Origin of the sequence: Streptomyces sp. NBC_01210, assembly GCF_036010325.1 — a bacterium.
GTDB lineage: Bacteria > Actinomycetota > Actinomycetes > Streptomycetales > Streptomycetaceae > Streptomyces.
Genome location: NZ_CP108549.1, coordinates 6,474,433 through 6,496,735, shown reverse-complemented (window position 1 = coordinate 6,496,735; position 22,303 = coordinate 6,474,433). Strand labels below are relative to the sequence as shown.

Sequence of the window (22,303 nt, the reverse complement as noted above, 5' to 3'; positions counted from 1 at the left end):
ACGACCCGGTGGCGGCAAAATCGGATGAGCGATGTCAGTGGTGAACCGTAGGCTCGCCGCTGATGTCGGAAAAACATGCAGCCACCAGGGACCGGTCCGCCGTGCGTACGCTGCTGCGGCTGTGGCCGTACGTACGCCCCGTCCGAACGCGCCTTTTCAGCGCGGCATTTGTAGCCGTCGTGGCCTCCTGTCTCGGCCTGGTCATCCCGCTCGTCCTGAAGTGGATGGTGGACGGCCCGGTCGCCGACCGGGACCCCGGCGGGGTCTGGCTCGGTGCGCTGGTGCTGTTGCTGCTGGGCGTCGCCGAGGCGCTGCTCTTCGGTTTCCGGCGGTGGCTGGTGGCCCGGCCGCTGGCCGGCGTGGAGGCGGCCATGCGTGCCGATCTCTACCGGCATCTGCAGCGGCTGCCGGTGGCCTTCCACGACCGGTGGGCGTCTGGGCAGTTACTCTCGCGCGGCACGACGGATCTGATGCTGCTGCGGATGTTCCTGGCCTTTCCGCTGACCTTCCTGCTGGTCAACGCGACGACCATCCTGGTCGGCTATGTGATTCTGCTGGGCCAGCAGTGGACGCTGGGGCTCGTACTCCTCGCGCCCATCGCGCCGCTGGTGATTCTCTGCTCCCTCTTCGAGTCGCGGTACGCCATCGTCGCGCGGCAGGCGCAGGACCAGGTCGGCGATCTGACGACGGTCGTCGAGGAGAGCGTGCTCGGCATCCGCATCATCAAGGGCTTCGGCCGCCACCGCAGCCAGGCCCGCGCCTTCCGGAGGCTTTCGGAGCGGTTGCGGGGTACGGAGCTGGGCAAGGCGCGGCTGCTGGCCGGGATCTGGGCGCTGATCACGACCATTCCGGAGGTGACGATCGGCGCGGCGCTGGTGCTGGGCACGATCCAGGTCGCCGACGGCACGCTGTCGGCGGGCACGCTGGTCGCGTTCCTGTCGACGGCGTTGGCGCTGCGCTGGCCGGTGGAGTCGATCGGCTTTCTGCTGGCGATGAGCCAGGAGGCGGCGACAGCGACGGAGCGGTACTTCGAGGTGATGGACGCGGCGGAGGAGTCGTCCGGGGGGGCGCACGACTCCACGGGTTCGGACGCGTCCACGGGTTCGGACGCGTCCCGGAGTTCGCACGAGCCCGGGGCCGCGCACGAGTCCGGTGCCGGCAGCGCCGACGGGCTCCGGTTCGAGGGCGTCGAGTTCCGCTACCCGGACGCTTCCGACGGCGCCGCGCCCGTGCTCGCCCGCATCGATCTGCGGGTACGGCCCGGCGAGACCATGGCCCTGGTCGGCGGCACCGGCTCCGGCAAGACCACGCTCACCGCGCTCGTACCGCGACTGCACGAGGTGACCGCCGGCCGGATCACGCTGGACGGGGAGGACATCGCGGCCATGCCTCGGGAGCGGGTGCGCGAGCTGGTGTCCGTGGCTTTCGAGGAGCCGACGCTGTTCTCGGCGAGCGTCGGCGAGAACGTTCTGATGGGCGCGGAGGGCGCGGGCGGCGAGGAGCTGGGCCGGGCCCTGGACATCGCGCAGGCGGGGTTCGTGCAGTCCCTGCCGCACGGCGCCGACACTCAGGTCGGCGAGCAGGGCCTCAGCCTCTCCGGCGGACAGCGACAGCGCCTGGCCCTGGCCAGGGCGGTCGTCGGGCAGCCGCGCTTCCTGGTGCTCGACGACCCGCTGTCGGCGCTGGATGTGCATACGGAGGCGCTGGTGGAGGCGGCACTGCGCAGGGTGCTGGAGGACACGACGGCGCTGGTGGTGGCGCACCGCCCGTCGACGGTGATGCTGGCGGACCGGGTGGCGCTGCTGTCGGGCGGGCGGATCGCGGCGGTCGGCACTCACCAGGAACTGCTGCGTACGAATGGGGAGTACGCCTGGCTGATGTCCGGCGCGGATGCCCAGGAGACCGACGCCGAGGAGGGTGTCCGATGACGTCTTCATCGACGACCACCGAGCCGTACGCCGACGGCGAGGACGACCGTACGGGCAGAGCGACGCCGCCCGTACCCGAGCCGGCGCCGGTCAGGGACGACCCGTTCGACCGGGATGCCCTGCCCGCGCCGCAGGGCGCGACCGGCACCCTGTTGCGGTCGCTGCTCGCACCGCGGCGCCGGTTCGTCACCACCGCCGCGCTGCTCCTGCTGCTCCAGCAGGCCGCCGTCCAGGCCGGTCCGCTCCTCGTCGCGTACGCCATCGACCGCGGCGTACCGGCCTTCCGCGCGCACGACTACGGGCCGCTGATCGCCGTCGCCGTCGGGTACGCCCTGTGCGCGTTCGGCGCCGGTGTCCTGCAGTACTCCTTCATCCGCGCCGCCGCCCGCGTCAACCAGGACGTCCTCCTCGATCTGCGCGGCCGGATCTTCCGCCACGCGCAGGCCCTGAGCGTCGACTTCCACGAGCGGTACACCTCGGGCCGGCTGATCTCCCGGTCGACCGCCGATGTCGAATCCTTGCGGGAGCTGCTCAGCGAAGGCCTGCAGGAGCTGATCACGGTCGTCCTCGCCTTTGTCTACATCTCGGCGATGCTGCTCTGGCTGGACCTCGGACTCGGCGGGCTCGCGGTGCTCTCGTTCGTCCCGCTCTATCTGCTCGTACGGCTCTACCAGCACCGCGCCAAAACTGTCTACAGCATCCGGTCCACGGCGATCGCCGCCGTCATCGTGAAGTTCGCGGAGACGATGAACGGCATCAGGCCGGTGCGCGCCTTCCGCCGCGAGCGCGCCAACGACGCGGAGTTCCAGGCCCTCAACCACCACCATGAGCGCACCAACGGCGACGCCATGCTGGAGATGGCGCGCTATGTCGTCGGCTCCCGGCTCGTCGCCAACACCGCTGTCGCCGGCATCGTGCTGTGGGGCGCGTACCGGGTCGCGGACGGCACGCTGGCGCTCGGTGTGCTGGCCGCCGCCGTCCTCTATCTGCGGCGTCTGTACGACCCGATCGACCGGCTCGGGATGTTCCTCAACTCCTACCAGTCCGCGGCGGCTTCACTCGAGAAGATCGCGGGCCTGCTGGCCCAGACCCCGTCCGTACCGGAGGCACAGGACCCGAAGGAACTGCCGGCCCGCCGCTCCGGCCACCCGGGCCGCGAGGTCGTCTTCGACGGCGTCCGCTTCGCCTACCGCACCGGCGGCGAGGTGCTGCCCCGCTTCGATCTGACGATCCCGGCCGGCCAGACCGTCGCCGTCGTCGGCTCGACCGGCGCGGGCAAGTCCACGCTCGCCAAGCTGCTGGCCCGCTTCTACGACCCTACGGAGGGCAGGGTCCTCCTCGACGGCGTCGAGCTGCGCGAGCTGGCGACGCCGGAGCTGCGGCGCGGGGTGGTGATGGTGACCCAGGAGGCGTTCCTGTTCTCCGGGACGGTCGCGGAGAACATCGCGATCGGGCGGCCGGACGCGTCCCGCGAGGAGATCGAGCGGGCGGCGAAGGCGATCGGCGCGCACGACTTCATCAGCGGCCTGCCGGACGGCTACGACACGGACGTACGCAAACGGGGCGGCCGGATCTCCGCCGGCCAGCGACAACTGGTGGCCTTCGCCCGCGCGCTGCTCGCCGACCCGGCGGTGCTGATCCTCGACGAGGCGACGAGCTCACTCGACATCCCGGGCGAACGGGCGGTGCAGCGCGCGATGGACACGGTGCTGCACGGGCGCACGGCGGTCGTGATCGCGCACCGCCTGTCGACGGTGGAAATCGCGGACCGGGTGCTCGTGATGGAGCACGGCCGCATCGTGGAGGACGGCGCGCCGGGCCGGCTGATCGCCGGGGAGGGCCGATTCGCGGGCCTGCACCGGGCGTGGCGGGACAGCGTGGTGGGTTGAGGCTGCGGTGCGTCCTCGGCGCCGGCGCGTGCGGGCGTATATCCGGCGGCTGATGCCGACGGGGCTCGCCGGCTCCATTCGGCGCGCGCGATCGGTCCGGAGCTGGTCTGCTGGTTCGGGGGTTTCCTACCCGTACCCGGGAGAGATCCAGATGAGTACGTATCGAGTCGCGCAGGTCGGCGCCGTCGGCGGTCCGTTGGAGATCGTCGAGCGTGAGGTACCGCAGCCGGGTCCCGGCCACGTACGGATTGCCGTGGAGGCCTGCGGGATCTGCCACAGCGACGCCGCTTTCGTGAACGCCCTGCTGCCCGGCGTCCGGTTTCCGCTGGTCGCCGGGCATGAGATCGCCGGGCGCATCGAGGAGCTCGGCGAAGGAACTTACAGCGGCTGGAAGGTGGGCGACCGCGTGGCGGTGGGCTGGTTCGGCGGCAGCTGCGGCCACTGCACGCCCTGCAGACAGGGCGATTTCATCGTGTGCGAGAACCTGAAGGTCCCCGGATGGGCGTACGACGGGGGTTTCGCCGAAAAGGTGATCGCACCGCAGGACGCCCTGGCCCGGATCCCCGACGCGCTGGCGGAGACCGATGCGGCGCCCCTGGCCTGCGCGGGGGTGACCACGTACAACGGGCTGCGGCGCAGCTCCGCCCGGCCGGGCGACCTGGTCGCCGTACTCGGCATCGGCGGTCTCGGCCATCTGGGGGTGAAGTACGCCGCCGCGATGGGCTTCGAGACCGTGGCCATCGCCCGCGGAGCCGCCAAGGCCGACTTCGCCAAGCAGCTCGGCGCGCACCACTACATCGACAGCACGGCGGACACCAGCGTCGCGGACGCGCTGCAGTCCCTCGGCGGCGCCAAGGTGGTCCTGGCCACCGCCGCCAACTCCGACGCCATCACGGCAACCGTGGAAGGGCTCCGCCCCCGCGGCGAGCTGGTGATCATCGGCGCGGATGTCGAGCCGCTGGGAATCAGCCCCAACCAGCTCCTCATGAGCGGCAAGATCATCCGCGGCCACCCGTCCGGCACCGCGCAGGACGTGCAGGACACCATGGCGTTCAGCGCCCTGCACGGGATCCGCCCGATGACCGAGATCGTGCCGCTGGACCAGGCCGATGCGGCGTACCAAAGGATGATGTCCGGCGCCGCGCGCTTCCGGATGGTGCTCACCACCCGCTGACCCACCCGCCTCCGCGGGCGCCCGAGAGGCCGCGGGCGCCCGAGAGGCCGGGGGCTCCCCTGGCAGGGGGACGCGCAGGGGTGGTGTTCGGGACGTAAAGCGTCGCAGCTCGCGCGAAGGGCGGTGACCACGCGGCGGAGCCGCATATCGGATGCAGCGCAGTACCGCATACGAGCCCCGGAGCGGACCCCGGACGGCCACCGACACAAGACCGGGCGCGCCCAAGCACCCAAGCCCCGCACCCCCGGCAGGGTCTCCTCACCCCACCAGGACCTCCGCCGCACGTTCCTCCCGTGCGTCCCGCAGCAGCGCGAACGACGCCGCCGCCGCGCATCCCATCAACAGCCCGGCCCCCGCCGCCGCATAACCCATCCCGTGCGTGAACGCCTCCCGCGCCGCCACCAGCAGGCTCTCCGCCGCATCCGCCGGCAAGTGCCCCGCCACCGCCGTCGCGCCGCCCAGCGTCTCCCGCCCCGCGCCCGCCGCACCCGTCATGTCGTGGCCGTACACCGCCGCGCCGATCGAGCCCAGGATCGCCATGCCCAGCGCGCCACCCAGCTCCTGGCCCGATTCCAGGACGGCCGCCGCCGCACCCGCGCGCTCGGGCGGGGCCGCGCCCAGGGCCAGTTCGTTCGCGAGGGTCATCGCGGTGACCAGGCCCGCCGCATAGACCGAGCACGCCACCAGGACCCATCCGAGCGCCGAGTCCGTACGCACCTGGGTCAGCCACGCGAAGCCCGCCGCGGAGACCAGGAACCCGCCGCCCATCACATACGAACGGTCGACGCGCCGCGCAAGCACCGCGCCCGTCGGCGCCGCGAGCATCACACCCACCGCCGGCACCAGGCTCCACAGTGCCGCCTCGAAGGGGCTCTTGCCCAGCACCGCCTGGAGGTACTGGGTGATGAAGACAGCGAAGCCGACGGTCGCGGCCATCGCGAGGAGGTTCACCAGCACCGAACCCCCGTACGCCGGTCGGCGGACGAGCGCCAGGTCCACCATCGGATGCGGCAGCCGGCCCTGACGGCGTACGAAGAGCACGCCGATCGCGAGGCCGGCCGCGATGCCGAGAGCGGGCAGAGTCTCGTAGCCGTGCTTGGCCAGCTCCTTGATGCCATGGATCACCGGAAGCAACGCCGCGAGCGAGAGGAACGCGCTCAGTACGTCGAACCTCCCGCGCGCCTCAGTCCTGAACTCGGGCAGCAGCAGCGGCGCGAGCACGAGCAGCAGCGCCATCGCGGGCAGGTTGATCAGGAAGACCGAGCCCCACCAGAAGTGTTCGAGCAGCGCGCCGCTGACGACAGGGCCGAAGGAGATGCCGGTGGCCATGACCAGCGTCCACAGGGTGACCGCGGTGGAGCGCTGCTTGGCATCCCTGAAGAGGTTGCGGATGAGCGCGAGCGTGGACGGCATCAGGCACGCGCCGCCGACGCCGAGCAGCGCCCGGGCGCCGATCAGGGCACCGGGGCTGTGTGCGTACGCCGCGGCCGCCGAGGCGGCGCCGAAGAGTCCCGCGCCCGCGAGGAGCACCCGGCGCCGGCCGACGCGGTCGCCCAACGCGCCCATGGTGATGAGGAGCCCGGCGAGGACGAAGCTGTACATGTCGAGTATCCACAGCTGTTGCGTGGCGCCGGGCCGCAGGTCCTCGCTGATGGAAGGGATCGCGAAGTAGAGGATGGAGACATCCATGGAGACCAGAAGGAGGGGCAGCATCAGGACGCCGAAGGCGGTCCATTCGCGGCGGCCGGCGCGCGGGCCCGCGGTGTGTGCGTCAGGTGACATACGGGGAGCGAAGCAGCCGCCTGCGTACACCGCAAACAACCCCCTGGTGCACTCTAGTGCGCTTCACCCGACAGACCAGTAAATACACAGGTCATGGGGGCGTACGGCGTCAGCTCTGCACTAGTACACTCACCCGCCATGCAGACCGAACCGCCCTATCTGAGGATCGCCACCGAACTGCGCCGCCGTATCGCCTCCGGCGAGCTCTCCCCCGGCGACCGCGTCCCGTCCACCCGCGCGATCACCCAGGAGTGGGGCGTGGCGATGGCGACCGCGACGAAGACCCTGGCCGCCCTGCGTCAGGAGGGCCTCGTCAGACCCGTGCCGGGCGTCGGCACCGTGGTCACGCAGTCCGCCGCCGCGCACCCGCCGCACACCTCGGCCCGCCCGGCCGGCGCACCCGTCGAGCCGGGACTGACCCGCGCGCGCATCGTGCACACCGCGATCGCGCTCGCCGACGCCGAGGGCCTGCCGGCGCTCTCCATGCGGCGGATCGCCACCTCGCTCTCCACCTCCACCATGGCGCTCTACCGTCATGTGCCCGGCAAGGCCGAGCTGATCCGGCTGATGACGGACGCGGTCTGCGGCGAAAAGCCGATGGGACCGGTTCCGGCCGACTGGCGCGAGGCACTCGAGCACGCCGCTCGCTGGCTCCGCGCCGTATACGCCCGCCACCCGTGGATGGCGCAGGCGATGGCCTCCATCACCCGGCCGACCGTCTCGCCGAACGCGATGAAGTACACCGAGTGGGTGCTGCGGGCCCTGCTCGGCACCGGCCTGACCCCCTTCCAGATGTTCCACACCCACCTCGCGCTCTTCGCGTACGTCCAAGGGCTGGCCATGGCCGCGGAGTTGGAGACTCAGGCGGAGCAGGACACCGGAATGTCGGACGACGAGTGGATGGCACGGAACGAGCCACACTTCGAAGCGATCGCCGCGACCGGGAACTATCCGCTGCTCAACACTCTGTTCATACAGGACGAGTTCGAGCTGGACCTCGAAACGCTCTTCGAGTTCGGGCTGCGCCGAACGCTCGACGGCATCGCGGTGATGATCAACGAAACGTCCGCTTAACGAACATGACTATTCACGCAGCGGACGATTTCCAGCCAACTTGTTGACGCGGTCCTGACAGGGGGCGTTCAGTCCTGTCACTCTTCCCCCGACCCATTACCACACGCTCCGCATGCTCTGCCCGGCCGGCCCCACCCAGCCGACCGGTACCCCCCTCGCAGAAGGAGTTCGCGTGAGACCCACGCCTCGCCGGCGCACCACCGCAACCGGAGCTCTCATAGCCACCGCCGCCCTCCTGGCGGTCGGATTCCAGACGGGTACGTCATCGGCCGAACCGGCGGCGACCGCCGCCTCGGCGGCAGCGAGGGCAGGGAAGGCCGACCCCGGCGCCCTGCCGCTGAACCTCAGCCCCGCGCAGCGCGCCGAGCTGATCCGCAAGGCGAGCGCCACCACGGCGGCGACCGCCAAGGAACTGGGCCTCACCGCCCAGGAGAAGCTCGTTGTGCGGGACGTCACGCAGGACCGTGACGGCACCACGCACACCCGCTACGAGCGCACCTATGCCGGACTCCCGGTCCTCGGCGGTGACCTGGTGGTCGCCGAGACCAGGACGGGCGCCACCGAGTCGGTCAGCAAGGCCTCCAGGTCGGTCCTGAAGAACATCGACACCAGCGCCGACGTCGCTCCCGCCACCGCCGAGAAGCAGGCGCTGGGCGCGGCCAAGGCGGCGGGCTCGGCGAAGGCCAAGGCCGACCGCGCACCGCGCAAGGTGGTCTGGCTGGCGTCGGGCACGCCGACTCTCGCGTACGAGACCGTCGTCGGCGGCCTCCAGGACGACGGCACCCCGAACGAGCTGCACGTCGTCACCGACGCCTCCACCGGCAAGAAGCTCTTCGAGTGGCAGGCCGTCGAGAACGGCACCGGCAACACGCAGTACAGCGGCTCGGTGACGGTCGGCAGCGTGCAGTCCGGCTCCACGTACAACCTCACCGACTCCGGGCGAGGCAACCACAAGACGTACAACCTGAACCACGGCTCCAGCGGCACCGGCACCCTGTACTCGGGTGCGGACGACGTCTGGGGCAACGGCCAGGCCTCCGAGCCGGAGACCGCCGGCGCGGACGCCGCCTACGGCGCCGGGCTCACCTGGGACTACTACAAGAACGTGCACGGCCGTTCCGGCATCCGCGGTGACGGTGTCGGCGCGTACTCCCGTGTCCACTACGGCAACGCGTACGTCAACGCGTTCTGGCAGGACAGCTGCTTCTGCATGACGTACGGCGACGGCTCGGGCAACGCCAAGCCGCTCACGTCCATCGACGTGGCCGCGCACGAGATGACCCATGGCGTCACCGCCGCCACCGCGAAGCTCGTCTACAGCGGCGAGTCCGGCGGTCTCAACGAGGCGACCTCCGACATCTTCGCCGCAGCCGTCGAGTTCTACGCCAACAACGCCCAGGACAAGGGTGACTACCTGGTCGGCGAGAAGATCGACATCAACGGCGACGGCACCCCGCTGCGCTACATGGACAAGCCGAGCAAGGACGGCGCGTCCAAGGACGCCTGGTACTCGGGTATCGGCGGCGTCGACGTGCACTACTCCTCGGGCCCGGCGAACCACTGGTACTACCTGCTCTCCGAGGGCAGCGGCCCCAAGACCATCAACGGCGTCAACTACGACTCGCCGACCTCCGACGGTCTGCCCGTGACCGGCATCGGCCGCGACAAGGCCTCGCTCATCTGGTTCAAGGCGCTCACCACGAAGTTCAACTCCACGACCAACTACGCGTCGGCGCGCACCGGCACCATCGCGGTGGCGACGGAGCTGTACGGAGCCACCAGCGCCGAGGTCAAGTCCGTGACCGACGCGTGGGCCGGCATCAACGTCGGCGCCCGCCCCGGCGGCGGCGACCCGGACCCCGGCGGCACGGTCTTCGAGAACACCGCTGACGTCGCGATCCCGGACAACGGCGCGGCTGTCACCTCGACGGTCAACGTCACGGGCCGTACGGGCAACGCCCCGGCCACCCTCAAGGTGGGCGTGGACATCATCCACACCTGGCGCGGGGACCTGGTCGTCGACCTGGTCGCCCCGGACGGAACGGTGTACAACCTGAAGCCGTTCAGCTCCTCCGACTCGGCGGACAACGTCCAGGCGACGTACACGGTCAACGCCTCCTCCGAGGTCGCCAACGGCGCCTGGAAGCTGCGGGTCCAGGACAAGGCGGCATGGGACACCGGCTACATCAACAGCTTCAAGCTCACCTTCTGAACCGACCGAAGGTCTGAGCCTTGACGCAAGAAGCTGCCCGGGGGCCGAGCCCCCGGGCAGCTTCCGCGTTCTACGCCGGGTTGTTGGCGTGCGTCAGGGTCTCCCACGCCACGAACAGGTTGTTCGAGCCCGCGGGCCGCTGCTGCTCGGTGAGGCGCCGGGTGTTGCTCATGTCGATGCCCATGCGGTTACGCAGGGCGTTGAAGCCGACCTCGGTGACGGGGCCGAGCTTGTCCTTGAGGCTGCCGTTGCAGAGGTTGCCGGGCACGGGCGTGCCGAGCTGGTACTTGGCATGCAGCCCGAGCGCGTGCCGGAGCCGGTCGGCGACCTCCGGGTAGAGGTCCCGGCCCTGGATTCGGCTGGTCTCGGCTATGTGCGAGATGGCGGAGAGTCCGTATCCGGTGTGGGTGAGATCGCGGCAGGTCTCCTGACTGAGACCGTCCATGAACGTCGACTGGCCCTGCCAGTACTTGATGATCTTGTCGCGGGTGTCGAGACCGGAGCCGGGTGCGGTCTTCGGCAGCGAGCCGTCGGAGGTCAGATAGATGTACGCGGGAACGCGGCCGCGGAATGTGGCAACGGCCTTGTCGTAGGCGCCGCGGTCCTCCAGGAAGACGGCGATACCGATCGCGGCCTCCGTCATGCTCAGCTCCCAGTTGCCGTTGGAGTGCGAGCCGTTGATCACCTCGGGGAGGTAGACGGTGCGCAGCATGGTGCCGAAGCGACCGGAGTTCGGCCAGGAGCTGTAGGTGTACTTGACGATCTCGGCGGCCCGGGGCCAGGAGGATCCGGCCCAGCCGGTCTGCAGCGGGGCGTTGCTGTTGGTGTGGTTCTTGATCACGGCGGACCAGGCGTCCATGATCTCGATCGACTTCCTGGCGTACCGGCTGTCCCCGCCGATGTACCAGGCCAGCGAGAGGGTGTACGCGGCGATGGCGTCCTCGCGCTCGTCCGTACAGCCGATGTTGGGGTTGGAGTACGAACCGCACTCGACGACCGCGCGAGGCTTGGCGGTACGCGACAGCGAGGCGTACTTGCTGCTGAGCAGCTGATCGTAGGCGGACTTCCAGGGCTCGGCGCCGGCCTTGACCTTCGCCTTCACGAAGTCGAGCTGGGGGCGGCCGACGAGCACGCCGGGGTGGGTGAACGCCGCGGGTGCGGCGGCCTGTTGAGCGGTGTCCCTGACGGCTGATGCCGGGGCTGTCAGCACCGCGGCCAGGGCTGAGGCCAGGACTGCGGCGAGGGCGGGCAGAAGCGCTCTTGGTCTGCGCAGGGCGCGTGATCCGGTACGCATGGGGGGTGGCCTTCCGGGTGGGATCGCTCTCCAACTGGGTTCACTCATATGAACGTTGAGCGTGAGAGTGAACGCCATGATGGGTGAGGAAACTAAAGGCATCCCATGAGCACGTCAAGGCTTCGAGTTCAAGACGTGAAGAAAGGCCGGGTCAATCCCGTCACTGAAGGCTCGGGCGGCACACATGGGCGAACCCGGCCGCGGATGCGGCCGGGTTCGCCCTGCGGCAGTGCGCGGACATCACCGTGAATCAGCGCACCAACCCCATCGATCAACGCATCAGCGCATCAGCACGCCCGCGCCCTCCCCCGTGGCCTCCGTCGGCAGCGCGACCAGCCCCAGATCCGCACTGGCGGCGAGCAGTCGGTGGTCCGGCAGGATCCGCACCGTGTAGCCGAAGGGGCCCGTACGGTCGAGTGCGAGCGGGCCCTCGTACACCCAGCGGCCATCCAGGTCGGGGCCACTCGTCGGCTTCAGCGGGGTGGTCCGGGCGCCGGCGATCGCGTCGTCGGAGTCGACCCGGCCCGCCACCGCCTGCACCTCCACATCGTCCGGCTGAAGGCCGCCCAGGGCGACCCGTACCCGGAGCGCGAGGGTGGAGCCCAGCTCGGCCGTGCCCGCGGGCGCGGCCTGTTCGAGGGCCTCCACATGGTCGACGGCCACCCGCGGCCAGGCACTGCGCACCCGGGACTTCCAGGCCGCCAACTCGCTTGCGGTGTCCGCGTTCAGGGACCGGTGGGCCTGGGCGGCCGGGGCGTACAACCGCTCCACGTACTCGCGCACCATGCGGCCGGCGAGCACCTTGGGACCGAGCGTGGTCAGCGTCCGGCGGACCATCTCGATCCAGCGCTCGGGCAGTCCGCTGCCGTTGCGGTCGTAGAAGCGGGGTGCCACCCGCTCCTCGATCAGCTCGTACAGCGCGCTCGCCTCCAGCTCGTCGCGGCGGTCGTCGTCGGTGGCCGAGCCGTCCGCGGTGGGAATGGCCCAGCCGAAGTCCGGCTCGAACCACTCGTCCCACCAGCCGTCGAGCACGGACAGGTTGAGGCAGCCGTTCAGCGCTGCCTTCATCCCGCTCGTCCCGCAGGCCTCCAGCGGCCGCAGCGGATTGTTCAGCCACACATCGCAGCCCGGGTAGAGCTTCTGCGCCATCGCCATGCCGTAGTCGGGCAGGAAGACGATGCGATGGCGGACCCGCGGATCGTCGGCGAACCGCACCAGCTCCCGCACCAGCCGCTTACCGCTGTCGTCCGCCGGATGCGCCTTGCCGGCGACGACGATCTGGATGGGCCTGGTGGGGTGGAGCAGCAGCTCCATCAGCCGGTCGCGGTCGCGCAGCATCAGAGTGAGCCGTTTGTACGAGGGGACCCGGCGGGCGAACCCGATGGTCAGCACGTCGGGGTCGAGTACCCCGTCGATCCAGCCCAGTTCGGCCGCGCCGGCGCCGCGCTGCCGCCAGGAGGCGTGCAGCCGCTCCCGTACCTCCAGGACCAGCTGTTCACGCAGCGCGCGGCGCAGCTCCCAGATGTCGGCGTCCGCGATGTCCGCGACGGCGTCCCAGCGCTCGGAGTCGCCCACGGACAGGGCGTCCTCGGTGCGGCCCGGGCCGATCTGGCGCGCACCGAGCCGGAACACCTCGGGAGCCACCCAGGTCGGCGCGTGCACCCCGTTGGTGACCGAGGTGATCGGCACCTCCTCCGCGTCGAAGCCGGGCCACAGGCCGGCGAACATACCGCGGCTCACCGCCCCGTGCAGGACGGAAACCCCGTTGGCGCGCTGGGCCAGCCGCAGCCCCATCACCGCCATGTTGAAGAGATTGGGCTCGCCGCCCGGATAGGTCTCCATACCGAGCTGGAGCACCTTCTCGACCGAGACTCCGGCCAGCTCCCCGCGGTCGCCGAAGTGGCGGGCGACGAGCTCGCGGTCGAAACGGTCGATCCCGGCGGGCACCGGCGTGTGTGTGGTGAACACGGTCCCGGCCCGGACCGCCTCCAGGGCCGCGTCGAAGTCGAGGCCCGTGTCACCCAGTTCGCGGATGCGCTCCAGGCCGAGGAAGCCGGCGTGCCCCTCGTTGGTGTGGAACACCTCGGGCGCGGGGTGGCCGGCCAGCCGGCAGTACGCACGTACCGCCCGTACTCCCCCGATCCCCAGCAGCATCTCCTGCAGCAGCCGGTGCTCGCTGCCGCCGCCGTACAGCCGGTCGGTGACATCGCGCTCGCCCGGGCCGTTCTCCTCGACGTCCGAGTCGAGCATCAGCAGCGGTACGCGGCCGACCTGGGCGACCCAGATGTGCGCGCGCAGCGAACGCCCGCCGGGCAGGGCGAGGGACACCTGGACGGGTGCCCCCTCGGCCTCCCGCAGCAGGCTCACCGGGAGCTCGTTCGGATCGAGAAGCGGGTAGTGCTCCTGCTGCCAGCCGTCGCGGGACAACGACTGGCGGAAGTAGCCGTGGCGGTAGAGCAGCCCGACGCCGATGAGCGGTACGCCGAGGTCGCTGGCTGCCTTGAGATGGTCGCCGGCGAGGATGCCGAGGCCGCCGGAGTACTGCGGGAGCGCGGCGGTGACGCCGAACTCCGGGGAGAAGTAGGCGACCGCGGCCGGGAATTCCGGCGCATCGGGGTCGACGACATCGGAGGTGCCGCTGTGTGCCTGGTACCACCTGCGCCCGAGCAGATAGTCGTCCAGGTCGTCGGCCACGGCGGTCAGTCTGCGCAGAAAGCGCCGGTCTCCGGCCAGCTCGGCCAGTCGGGCGGCGGACACGGCCCCGAGCAGCCGCACGGGGTCGCCGCCCGCCGCCTGCCATCCCTCGGGGTCGACGGCCTGGAAGAGGTCACGGGTCTCGGTGTGCCAGGACCAGCGCAGATTGCGCGCCAGATCGCTGAGCGGGCTGAGCGGTTCGGGGAGGACGGGGCGGACGGTGAATCGACGAATGGCCTTCACGGGTCCCACCTTCGCAGGGGAGGTACGCATCCGAGGGGACGCACGACGGTGTGCGCCTCTCCGTCACCCCAGACGGTAGTGGTAGCCGAGCCTCCTCAACCACGGCGCGCGGTCGTCCGGCGGGCGCCCGCGGGGGCACTCAGCGAGGCGAACGCGCCGAAATGCCGTACGGGGAACCCTGGTTGACGGACTCCGGGTCGAAGGCTCCGGTCGCCGCATACCGGGCGGCGATCTCGGCGAGTTCCCGCGCCGGTATCACCTCGTGGATGTCGGTGAAGCCGTCCGGCGCACGCTCATGAGCCATATTGATGACGATCTCGGGGCCCAGCTGCCGGTTCGCCCGCTGAAGCTCGGTCATGGCGGGCCTGCGCTCCGCCTCGTAAGCGGCCAGCGCCTCGACCGGATCCGGGTACCGGGCCATGGCGTGGGCCAGCGCGCGGCCGTCGACGATGGACTGGGTCGCGCCGTTGGAGCCGATCGGGTACATGGCGTGGGCGGCATCGCCGATCAGCGTCGTACGGCCGTACGACCAGCGCGCGAGCGGCTCGCGGTCCACCATCGGGTACTCGAAGGCGGTGTCGGCGGCCCGGAGCACTTCGGGGACGCTGACGCCGTCGAAGTCCCAGCCCTCGTAGTGGTGCAGGAATGTGGCGACCGGCACCGGCCGGTTCCAGTCTCCGCGCGTAGCGTCGTCGATGGAGTCGGCGGGCATCGCGAGCGCCCAGTTGACGAGCACCTCGCCGGTGTCCCCGGCGGGCTCGGTCATCGGGTAGACGACTGCCTTCTGCCGGTCGTCGCCCGCGATGAACATGAACGTGCCGATCCGATCGGCGGGCAGCGAGGAGACGCCGCGCCACACGAGCATCCCGTTCCACGGCGGCTCGCCCTCGCCCGGGTTGAGGGCCGCGCGGACCGTCGAGCGGATGCCGTCGGCGCCGATGAGGACATCCGGTTCGAGGGAGGCCTTGCCGCGCCGTGCGCCGTCGCGGTGCTCCAGCTGGACGCGGGGCCGGCCGTCGGGAAGCGGGTCGAGGCCGATGACCCGGACGCCGCCCACGAGTGCGCCGGGGCCTAGCCGTTCGCGTACCGCGTCGGCGAGGGCCAGCTGGAGGTCGCCGCGCTGGATGGAGAGCTGCGGCCAGTGGTATCCGGCGCCGAGACCGCGCGGCTCGCGGGAGACGAGTCCGCCGCGGCAGTGGTAGTAGCGCAGCTCACGGGTGCGTACGGCCAGCTCCTCGAGCCGGTCGAGCAGCCCGAGCGCGTCGAGTTCGCGTACCGCGTTGGGCATGAGGTTCAGCCCGGCGCCGACCGGCTGGATCCGGCGGGCCGTCTCGACGACGGTGATCCTCTCGAATCCGGCGGTGTGCAGGGCGAGTGCCGCGGTGAGGCCGGCGATGCCACCGCCGGCGATCATTATGTGGGTCATGGGGGACGGACCTCCTGGGACGGTCAGGCAGCGGGGGTGTGCGGCCGCTCGACGGAGCGGCGTACGAGGGTCTCGTTGTCCCTGGTGAGATCGAGCACCGAGCGCAGCAGTGCGATCGGGGCCCCGCCGCTGCCCATCTCGTACAGCCGCACCTCATCGCTGTACGCCTTGCGGGCGACGGTCATATGGCGGGCGCGGAAGGTCTTGAGGATGCGCAGCACCCGGGTGAGGGAGACCGCGGACGCGGCGAGCTGCGGCGGCAGCCTGTCGACCGCCTCCCAGCTGATGGCGGCGGAGAGCTTGGAGACGGCGGAGGTGCCGCCCTGGTGCCTGGCGAAGTGGTCGCGCCAGGAGGGGAGGCTGTACTGCACCGATTCGCGGAGGAACTCGTCGTATGCGGGGTTGCTGCGGTCGCACTGCCACAGCGTCAGATCGACCAGCCAGAGCGGCACCTGGGCGGCGGCCGGGCCGAGGTATTCGTGGCCCGCGACGTCGATCTCCTCGAAGTAGGAGCGCATCTCCTGCGCGAAGAAGACCGGTGAGACATTGGCGACGGTGAAGTCGATGGAGTCGACCATGGACTGCACATGCTGCGCCATACGGTCGAGTGCGAGGGCGAAGCCGGGTTCGTACGGTTCCAGGCGGGCCAGTTCCGCGCAGGTGTCGAGTGCGGCGACCAGGCTCGGGAAGACCATCCGCACGGCGTCCTGGAGGTTGCCCTCCATCTTGTCGCCCGTGTACATCCGCTGCCGGGGTCCGAGCGGGTTCCAGGTCGTGTAGTGGTGCACCGTGTCGCGCGGCACCATGTCGGTGCGCCGTCCCAGCTCCTCGAGCACCGGCAGGACTTCGGGCACGGCGGCGACGGGTTCGGTGCCGTGGCGTTTGAGGGAGCCGAGGAGGATGCCGAGGTCGCGCATGGCGGCGAGCGCGTCGGTGACGCCGAGTGCGGCGACCCGGTCGGGGTCGGGTACGAGGGTGCGCAGGGCGACGGTGAGCGCGGGCACATCGGCGTCGGCGTTCATCGTGGGCAGCGCGGCAAGCAGCGCGTCGGCGCCGAGCGGGTCGGCCGCGCGTATCTCTGCTATCCGGTAACGCGGTTCACCGCGCAGATCGAGACCGGGCGCGACAAGGTCGTACAGGGTCAACGGAATGCCCCCCTCGGGCAACATCGATTCAGTGGGTAGGATGCGGAGCGGCCGGCGTCACGCGGTCACCGGACGCTGTTCGCCGCATGCGTTCTCCGCACGCTTTCGCGCCGCACACGGTCACTCCACGGCGCCGCCCACGCGGTCCTGGCGTGGCGGCGCCATCGCGGGTACGGGCAGCCGCAGCCGTACGGAGAGCAGGGCGGCCAGGGCCGCGAAGCCGGCACCGACCAGCAGCGCGGACCGGAAGCCGGCGGTCTCGGCGCCGGCGCCGCCAGCCGCTCCGGTGCCGGTGGTCGCGACGGCCACCAGGACGGCGAGTCCGAGGACCGAGCCGAACTGCTGGCTGGTGTTGATGAGTCCGGAGGCGAGCCCGGTCTCCTCGGGAGCGGCGTCCGCGGTGGCGGCCACATTGGTGGTGACCATGACCAGCGGCAGAGCGATGCCGAGCACCAGGCTCGGCGCGAGGACCGTGCTGAGGAAGGTGCCGTCGGCGGCGAGCGCGAGCGCCAGCCAGACCATGCCGGCGAAGAGCAGTGCGAAGCCGAGCGTCATGGTGGATCCGAGCCCGATACGGAGGATGAGACGGCCGGTCTGCGGTGCGACGGCGACGACGACGAGCGACAGCGGCAGCAGTCCGAGGCCGCCGGTCAGCGGGGACTGTCCGAGCACGCTCTGCAGATAGAGGCTGACCAGGAAGAACATCGGGAACAGCGCCATCTGGGCCAGCGCGCTGAGGAGGTTGGCGAGGCGCAGTGCGGGCCGGCGCAGTACGGCGGGCGGCACCAGCGGGCGGGCGATCCTCGACTCGATGACGGCGAAGGCGGCGAGGAGGGCGAGACCGGCGCCGCCGGCGGCGAGCGTGCGCGGGGAGGTCCAGCCCGCCTCGCCCGCGCCGACGAGTGCGTACGCGATCAGGCCGAGGCCGCCGGTGGCGGTGAGCGCGCCGCCGACATCGAAGCCGGGCTGTGCGCTGCGCGTCCCCCCGTCGAGAAAGCGCAGTGCGAGTAACCCGAGCACCAGACCGCCGAGCACATTGAGCCAGAACGTGGAACGCCAGCCGAGCAGGTCGGTGAGTACGCCGCCGAGCACGGTGCCCAGTACGCCGCCGAGTCCGCCCATCGCGGCGAACACGCCGAGCGCCTTGTGCCGGCCGGGCCCGTCCGGGAAGAGGTTGAGCAGCAGCGCGAACGCCGCGGCGGCGGCGAGTGCGGCCCCCACGCCCTGCACCGCCCGCGCGGCGATCAGCGCGCCCGCCGTCCCGGCGATGCCGCCGGCCGCGGAGGCGGCGGCCAGCAGTCCGAGGCCGGTGAGGTAGAGCCGCCGGTGGCCGAGCAGATCGGCGGTGCGGCCGCCGAGCAGCAGCAGCCCGCCGAAGGTGATCAGATACGCGTTGGCCACCCAGGACAGACCGGCCGAGCCGGAGCCGAGGTCGTCGCCGACCGACGGCAGCGCGACATTGATGATCGCGGTGTCCATGATCAGCAGCAGCTGGGTGGAGGCGAGCAGCGCGAGCGCGGCGCCCGTTCGGGCCGAGGTCACTTGCCGGTCCTCAGGCCATAGCCGTCGAGGCAGGCCTGGGCCAGCTCCTCGCAGCTCTCGGCGCCGCCCGCCCACGTCTGCATGGTCAGATAGACGTGCGGGGCGCCGTGGTAGAAGCGCTCGTACTGCTCATGGCGTCCGGCGAACTCCGAACCGAGTGCGTCCCAGACCAGCTTGAGCAGCTTGATCCGGTCCTCGGCCCCAGTGCCGGGCACGCGCAGGTACTTCTGGACGACGGGACCGAGCTGAGGGTGGAGCAGGTCCTCGGCGGACGCGGGCAGCTGGATGACGCCGCCGCCCGCGAGCAGCTTGATCTCCTGGACGGCGCGCGGGTAGAGCTCGCCGGCCATGATGCGCTGGGCGAAGGAGATCTCCTGGCCGGGCATGACGCCGCCGCGGCCGCCGTCGACCTGTTCGCAGTCGGCCTCGGCGGCCAGTACAAAAGCCTTGGCCTGGGCGACCATGCCGAGCAGCCGGCCGACCGACTGGGTGACGGGCGGCAGTTGGTACGTCTTGTTGGCGCGGGTCAGCAGGATGGCGAGGCCGGTGAGGAATTCGAGCTTGGTCCAGAAGCGGGTGGCCGCCTGGTGCCCGAAGTTGAGATAGGCAGGCGTCTGCCACCACATCGCGCCGGTCGCCTCGACATTGCGGTAGGTCAGCACCCGCTCCCAGGGTACGAAGACCTCTTCGCACACGAGCAGCGCGTCGTTCTCGTCGAAGCGGGAGGAGAGCGGGTTGTCGAAGACGCTCCGGGCCTGTGCCTCGTAGGACGTACGCGAGACGAACTTCAGGCCCGGCGTGTCGACCGGGAGGGAGAAGCACAGCGCGTGCTCCACGTCCTCCGGGGCCAGCGGCTCGATCGTGCCGACGATCACCTCGTCGGCGAAGACCGCGCCGGTGCCGATCATCTTCGCGCCGCTCACCACGATCCCGCCGTCCTTCTCGGCGACGACCCGCACCACCAGGTCGTCCTCCCCCTTGCCGGAGTGCGGGTTGGTGATGGTGAAGGCCGAGTACAGATCGCCCTCGGCGAGCCTGCGGTGGAAAGCGAGAGCGTTCTCGGCGCCGTCGAAGGAGTCGGTGGTGAACAGCCGCGGCACGGCGGCGAAGCCGGCGGCACCACCCGCCATGTAGTCCGGCGTACGGCCGAGAAAGCCGAAGCTCGACTCCGCCCACACCTTGTACGCGGTGCGCCGCGCGACCAGGTCTTCGTACGAGCGCGGTACGGCGAAGGCCCGGTGGACGCCGCCGCAGGTGAGCACTTCGCTGTACTCGGAGTCGTGCGCCAGGTCGTACAGGCCGGCGATCGACGCCGCGGTGTTGCGGAAGCCGGCGTGGCGGGTGACGTCCTTGACCCGTTCGCCGTCGAGCCACACCTCGCGCCCATCACAGAGCGACTCGAGGTAATCCTGGCCGGACCTGGTCAACGTCTCTCCTCAAACGGATGGCTCTCGACTCAGCGAGCCTGTATCCCGCCAAGGACACAGGGCAATGAACGACCGTCCAGCGGTAGTTAATAACCGGCCAGCCTTGCAGCTGAGGGGCTTTTCGACCGGTACTCCCCCGGCGTCATTCCGTACCACTTCCGGAAAGCGAGGTGGAAGCCGACGGCGCTCTGGTAGCCGACGCGCTGCGGCACGGCCGACTGCGGCAGCGAGGTCTCGCCGAGCAGTCGGGCCGCCTCCTGCATCCGCCGGCCCGTCAGATGCCGTGCGGGCGCCTCGCCGACCAGGTCACGGAAGGCGGCGGTGAAGGCGGAACGGGACATGCCGACCTCGCGGGCGAGCGACTCGATGGTCCAGGGCTCCGCGAACCGGGTCGCGATGATCACCATGGCCTTGCTGATGCCCGGGTGGCGCAGCACGGGCAGCGAGGAGGGGTTGTCGGCGAGCTCGCGCAGCAGCGGCCGCAGCGCGAGGACGAGCGCCATCTCGAAGGCGCGCAGCGTGATCAGCCGGTCGCCGGGACCCACGGGCCGGTCGGTGGCGGCGAGCAGCCGCAGGGTGTCGCGCAGCAGCGGCTCCTTGTCCACCTGGGAGCCGTCGAGCACCAGCGCCCAGGGCAGCGCCTTGTAGAGGCCGGTGGCGGCGCTGGCGTCGTAGTGCAGTCCGGCGCAGAGGAGGCGGCTCTCGGGGCCTTCGCCCTCGATCCTGATCTCGCCGGAGGTGCCGGGCTGGCGCTCGGGCAGTACGGCGGCGAGCGCCACGCCCCGCCGGTCGGGCCGGTCGGAGAGCCGGTGGGCGGTGCCGGTGGGGAACACGGCGAGGTCGCCTTCGTGCAGTTCGAGCGGGGTCTGGTCCTCGCCGGTGATCCAGCAGCCGCCCTCGGTGATGAAGTGGAGTACGGCGCAGCTCTGTTCCGCGTCGCCCTCGATGGCCCAGGGTGCGCTGACATGCCAGCGGCTGTCGAAGACCCCGGTGAGACGGAGGGGTTTCAGCAGTTCACTGAGGAGATCGTCGCCTTCGGATTCCGTGGGTTCCATTGGACGATCCTTCAACCTCCGCCCCGGTTTGTTAATTGATCGGCCGAAGCCACCGACGCGAGCCTGGAAGAGCCGTTCACGGCAGCAGTCACACCCTATCGAAGGGCTCATCAGACTTATGTCCGATCACAATCCGATGCGCGTAGCGGTTGTGGGGGCGACCGGCTTCCAGGGCGGTGCGACGGCCCGCCTGCTGGCCGAACGGCACCACCGGGTCCGCACACTGAGCCGCAAGTCCGACGCGGACCGCCCGGAGCTGCCCGGCATCTCCGTCGCCGGCGGTGACCTCGGGCGGTATGAAGACGTACGCCAGCTCTTCGCAGGGGCCACACACGCCGCGGTGGTGCTGCCGCTCGTGTACCAGGCCGAGCGGGTCATGACGTACGCACAGCACATCGCGAAGGCGGCCCGCGAGGCCGGGCTGCGCCGACTGGTCTACAACGCCAACACCCGTATCCCGGACCGGACCACGAATGTCGCGGCTTTCGAGACGCGCCGGCTCGCCGAGACGGTGTTCCGGGAGAGCCTCGCCCAGAGCGGCGTGGAGGTCGTGGTCGTACGACCGCCGGTCTATCTCGACAACCTCTTCAGCCCGTGGAACGGCCCGGCGCTGGTGAACGAGGGTGTGCTCGCCTATCCGCTGCCGGCCGACGCGCCGACCGCGTGGATCTCGCACCGGGACCTGGCGGAGGCGGTCTACGCGGCGCTCACGGTCGACGGCGTGGCGGGCCGCACCTTCGACATCGGCGGTGCGCAGACGCTGACGGGCAGTGAGCTCGCGGCGGCGTTCGGGCAGGGGCTCGGGCGCGATGTCCGCTACGTGCCGCTGGAGCCGGGCATCTTCGAGCAGGGGCTGGCGCAGATCCTTGGCCGCGAGGCGGCGGCCGGAGTGGCGGGGATCTACCACTACATGGCGAGCGGCGCGGAGCCCGGTCTGCTGGCGGGCGACGACGGCGCCACCGCGGAGGCGCTCTCGGTGAAGCCGGCGCCGGTGGACGATTGGGTGGCGCGGCAGCCGTGGCAGATGTGGTCGGGTGAGCAGTCATGAGCGGAAGGAAGCCCGAGCCGAGCTGGGGCGCGTAAGCAGTCGGCCGAGACCGGTCCCGTCACTCGACGGGGCCGGTTTCTTTGCTTCCTACGGAAACCAGTTCGAGACCGCGAGGTTCCTGTGGTGTCACCAACGCCCCGTCAAACCCGATCAGAGCTCACGAGGTTCTTGTGCCGCCACCTACGCCCCAGTAGTGCCGCATCCCCCGGGAGACAACCCCCGACCCCAGCAGAAACCCGATCCGGGCTCGCGAGGTTCTTGTGCCGCCACCTACGCCCTAGTAGTTAACAAACCACCGGATTGCCCACCCGAAGGGCGTGGGAAGGCTCCTCCGGTACGCATGCGATCGCGCACCTCTCACAGCATTCTT

General features: G+C 70.7%; 14 protein-coding genes. 6 read left to right on the top strand and 8 right to left on the bottom strand.

Going from position 1 to position 22,303, the window contains the following annotated elements:
- Nucleotides 1–62 precede the first annotated feature (62 nt).
- The 3 genes from OG735_RS29665 (at nt 63) to OG735_RS29655 (ending at nt 4,991) form a co-directional block, all read left to right on the top strand.
- Nucleotides 63–1,928, top strand: coding sequence for an ABC transporter ATP-binding protein (locus tag OG735_RS29665; RefSeq protein WP_327326198.1), 1,866 nt, complete (start codon nt 63–65; stop codon nt 1,926–1,928).
- Entirely contained in the window at nt 1,925–3,817 is a 1,893-nt protein-coding gene (locus OG735_RS29660) for an ABC transporter ATP-binding protein (RefSeq protein ID WP_327326197.1), read from the top strand. The genes OG735_RS29665 and OG735_RS29660 overlap by 4 nt, the downstream gene beginning before the upstream one ends.
- Nucleotides 3,818–3,968: 151 nt before the next feature.
- Nucleotides 3,969–4,991, top strand: a complete 1,023-nt coding sequence (locus OG735_RS29655; protein WP_327326196.1) for an alcohol dehydrogenase — start codon at nt 3,969–3,971, stop codon at nt 4,989–4,991.
- A 258-nt stretch (nt 4,992–5,249) separates the two neighbouring features.
- Here the strand turns inward: OG735_RS29655 and OG735_RS29650 are convergent, their stop codons facing one another.
- A complete protein-coding gene (locus OG735_RS29650; RefSeq protein WP_327326195.1) occupies nt 5,250–6,773 on the bottom strand; it encodes an MFS transporter in 1,524 nt (507 codons plus the stop codon).
- Between the two features lie 138 nt (nt 6,774–6,911).
- Between OG735_RS29650 and OG735_RS29645 the strand changes: the two genes are divergently transcribed.
- Together OG735_RS29645 and OG735_RS29640 are read left to right on the top strand one after the other, a co-directional pair.
- The gene (locus OG735_RS29645) at nt 6,912–7,847 is read left to right on the top strand and encodes a TetR/AcrR family transcriptional regulator C-terminal domain-containing protein (protein WP_327326194.1); all 936 of its coding nucleotides are present in this window, start codon (nt 6,912–6,914) and stop codon (nt 7,845–7,847) included.
- A 172-nt stretch (nt 7,848–8,019) separates the two neighbouring features.
- A complete protein-coding gene (locus OG735_RS29640; RefSeq protein WP_327326193.1) occupies nt 8,020–10,059 on the top strand; it encodes a M4 family metallopeptidase in 2,040 nt (679 codons plus the stop codon).
- A gap of 70 nt (nt 10,060–10,129) precedes the next feature.
- On the opposite strand, the gene OG735_RS29635 is transcribed toward OG735_RS29640, so the two are convergent.
- The 7 genes from OG735_RS29635 to OG735_RS29605 form a co-directional block, all read right to left on the bottom strand.
- Nucleotides 10,130–11,353, bottom strand: coding sequence for an alginate lyase family protein (locus OG735_RS29635; protein WP_327326192.1), 1,224 nt, complete (start codon nt 11,351–11,353; stop codon nt 10,130–10,132).
- A gap of 279 nt (nt 11,354–11,632) precedes the next feature.
- Nucleotides 11,633–14,290 carry an alpha-glucan family phosphorylase gene (glgP, locus tag OG735_RS29630; protein WP_327326191.1) on the bottom strand — a complete coding sequence of 886 codons (2,658 nt, stop codon included), beginning with the start codon at nt 14,288–14,290 and terminating at the stop codon, nt 11,633–11,635.
- Between the two features lie 139 nt (nt 14,291–14,429).
- Nucleotides 14,430–15,716, bottom strand: coding sequence for a flavin-dependent oxidoreductase (locus OG735_RS29625; RefSeq protein WP_327326190.1), 1,287 nt, complete (start codon nt 15,714–15,716; stop codon nt 14,430–14,432).
- Between the two features lie 23 nt (nt 15,717–15,739).
- Entirely contained in the window at nt 15,740–16,885 is a 1,146-nt protein-coding gene (locus tag OG735_RS29620; RefSeq protein WP_327326189.1) for a monodechloroaminopyrrolnitrin synthase PrnB family protein, read from the bottom strand.
- Nucleotides 16,886–16,981: 96 nt separating this feature from the next.
- Nucleotides 16,982–18,403, bottom strand: a complete 1,422-nt coding sequence (locus OG735_RS29615) for an MFS transporter (protein WP_327326188.1) — start codon at nt 18,401–18,403, stop codon at nt 16,982–16,984.
- Complete coding sequence (locus OG735_RS29610; protein ID WP_327326187.1) at nt 18,400–19,830, bottom strand: 4-hydroxyphenylacetate 3-hydroxylase family protein; 1,431 nt, start codon at nt 19,828–19,830, stop codon at nt 18,400–18,402. The genes OG735_RS29615 and OG735_RS29610 overlap by 4 nt, the downstream gene beginning before the upstream one ends.
- An 86-nt stretch (nt 19,831–19,916) precedes the next feature.
- Nucleotides 19,917–20,885: an AraC family transcriptional regulator gene (locus OG735_RS29605; RefSeq protein ID WP_327326186.1), complete on the bottom strand. Its 969-nt coding sequence runs from the start codon at nt 20,883–20,885 to the stop codon at nt 19,917–19,919.
- A gap of 136 nt (nt 20,886–21,021) precedes the next feature.
- Between OG735_RS29605 and OG735_RS29600 the strand changes: the two genes are divergently transcribed.
- The gene (locus tag OG735_RS29600; RefSeq protein WP_327326185.1) at nt 21,022–21,933 is read left to right on the top strand and encodes an SDR family oxidoreductase; all 912 of its coding nucleotides are present in this window, start codon (nt 21,022–21,024) and stop codon (nt 21,931–21,933) included.
- Nucleotides 21,934–22,303 lie beyond the last annotated feature (370 nt).

What these genes read in the sequence shown, in the direction of transcription:
- OG735_RS29665 (WP_327326198.1), top strand. Translation starts at nt 63, where the DNA reads ATGTCGGAAAAACATGCAGCCACCAGGGACCGGTCCGCCGTGCGTACG.
- OG735_RS29660 (WP_327326197.1), top strand. Translation starts at nt 1,925, where the DNA reads ATGACGTCTTCATCGACGACCACCGAGCCGTACGCCGACGGCGAGGAC.
- OG735_RS29655 (WP_327326196.1), top strand. Translation starts at nt 3,969, where the DNA reads ATGAGTACGTATCGAGTCGCGCAGGTCGGCGCCGTCGGCGGTCCGTTG.
- OG735_RS29650 (WP_327326195.1), bottom strand. Translation starts at nt 6,773, where the DNA reads ATGTCACCTGACGCACACACCGCGGGCCCGCGCGCCGGCCGCCGCGAA.
- OG735_RS29645 (WP_327326194.1), top strand. Translation starts at nt 6,912, where the DNA reads ATGCAGACCGAACCGCCCTATCTGAGGATCGCCACCGAACTGCGCCGC.
- OG735_RS29635 (WP_327326192.1), bottom strand. Translation starts at nt 11,353, where the DNA reads ATGCGTACCGGATCACGCGCCCTGCGCAGACCAAGAGCGCTTCTGCCC.
- OG735_RS29625 (WP_327326190.1), bottom strand. Translation starts at nt 15,716, where the DNA reads ATGACCCACATAATGATCGCCGGCGGTGGCATCGCCGGCCTCACCGCG.
- OG735_RS29620 (WP_327326189.1), bottom strand. Translation starts at nt 16,885, where the DNA reads ATGTTGCCCGAGGGGGGCATTCCGTTGACCCTGTACGACCTTGTCGCG.
- OG735_RS29605 (WP_327326186.1), bottom strand. Translation starts at nt 20,885, where the DNA reads ATGGAACCCACGGAATCCGAAGGCGACGATCTCCTCAGTGAACTGCTG.
- OG735_RS29600 (WP_327326185.1), top strand. Translation starts at nt 21,022, where the DNA reads ATGCGCGTAGCGGTTGTGGGGGCGACCGGCTTCCAGGGCGGTGCGACG.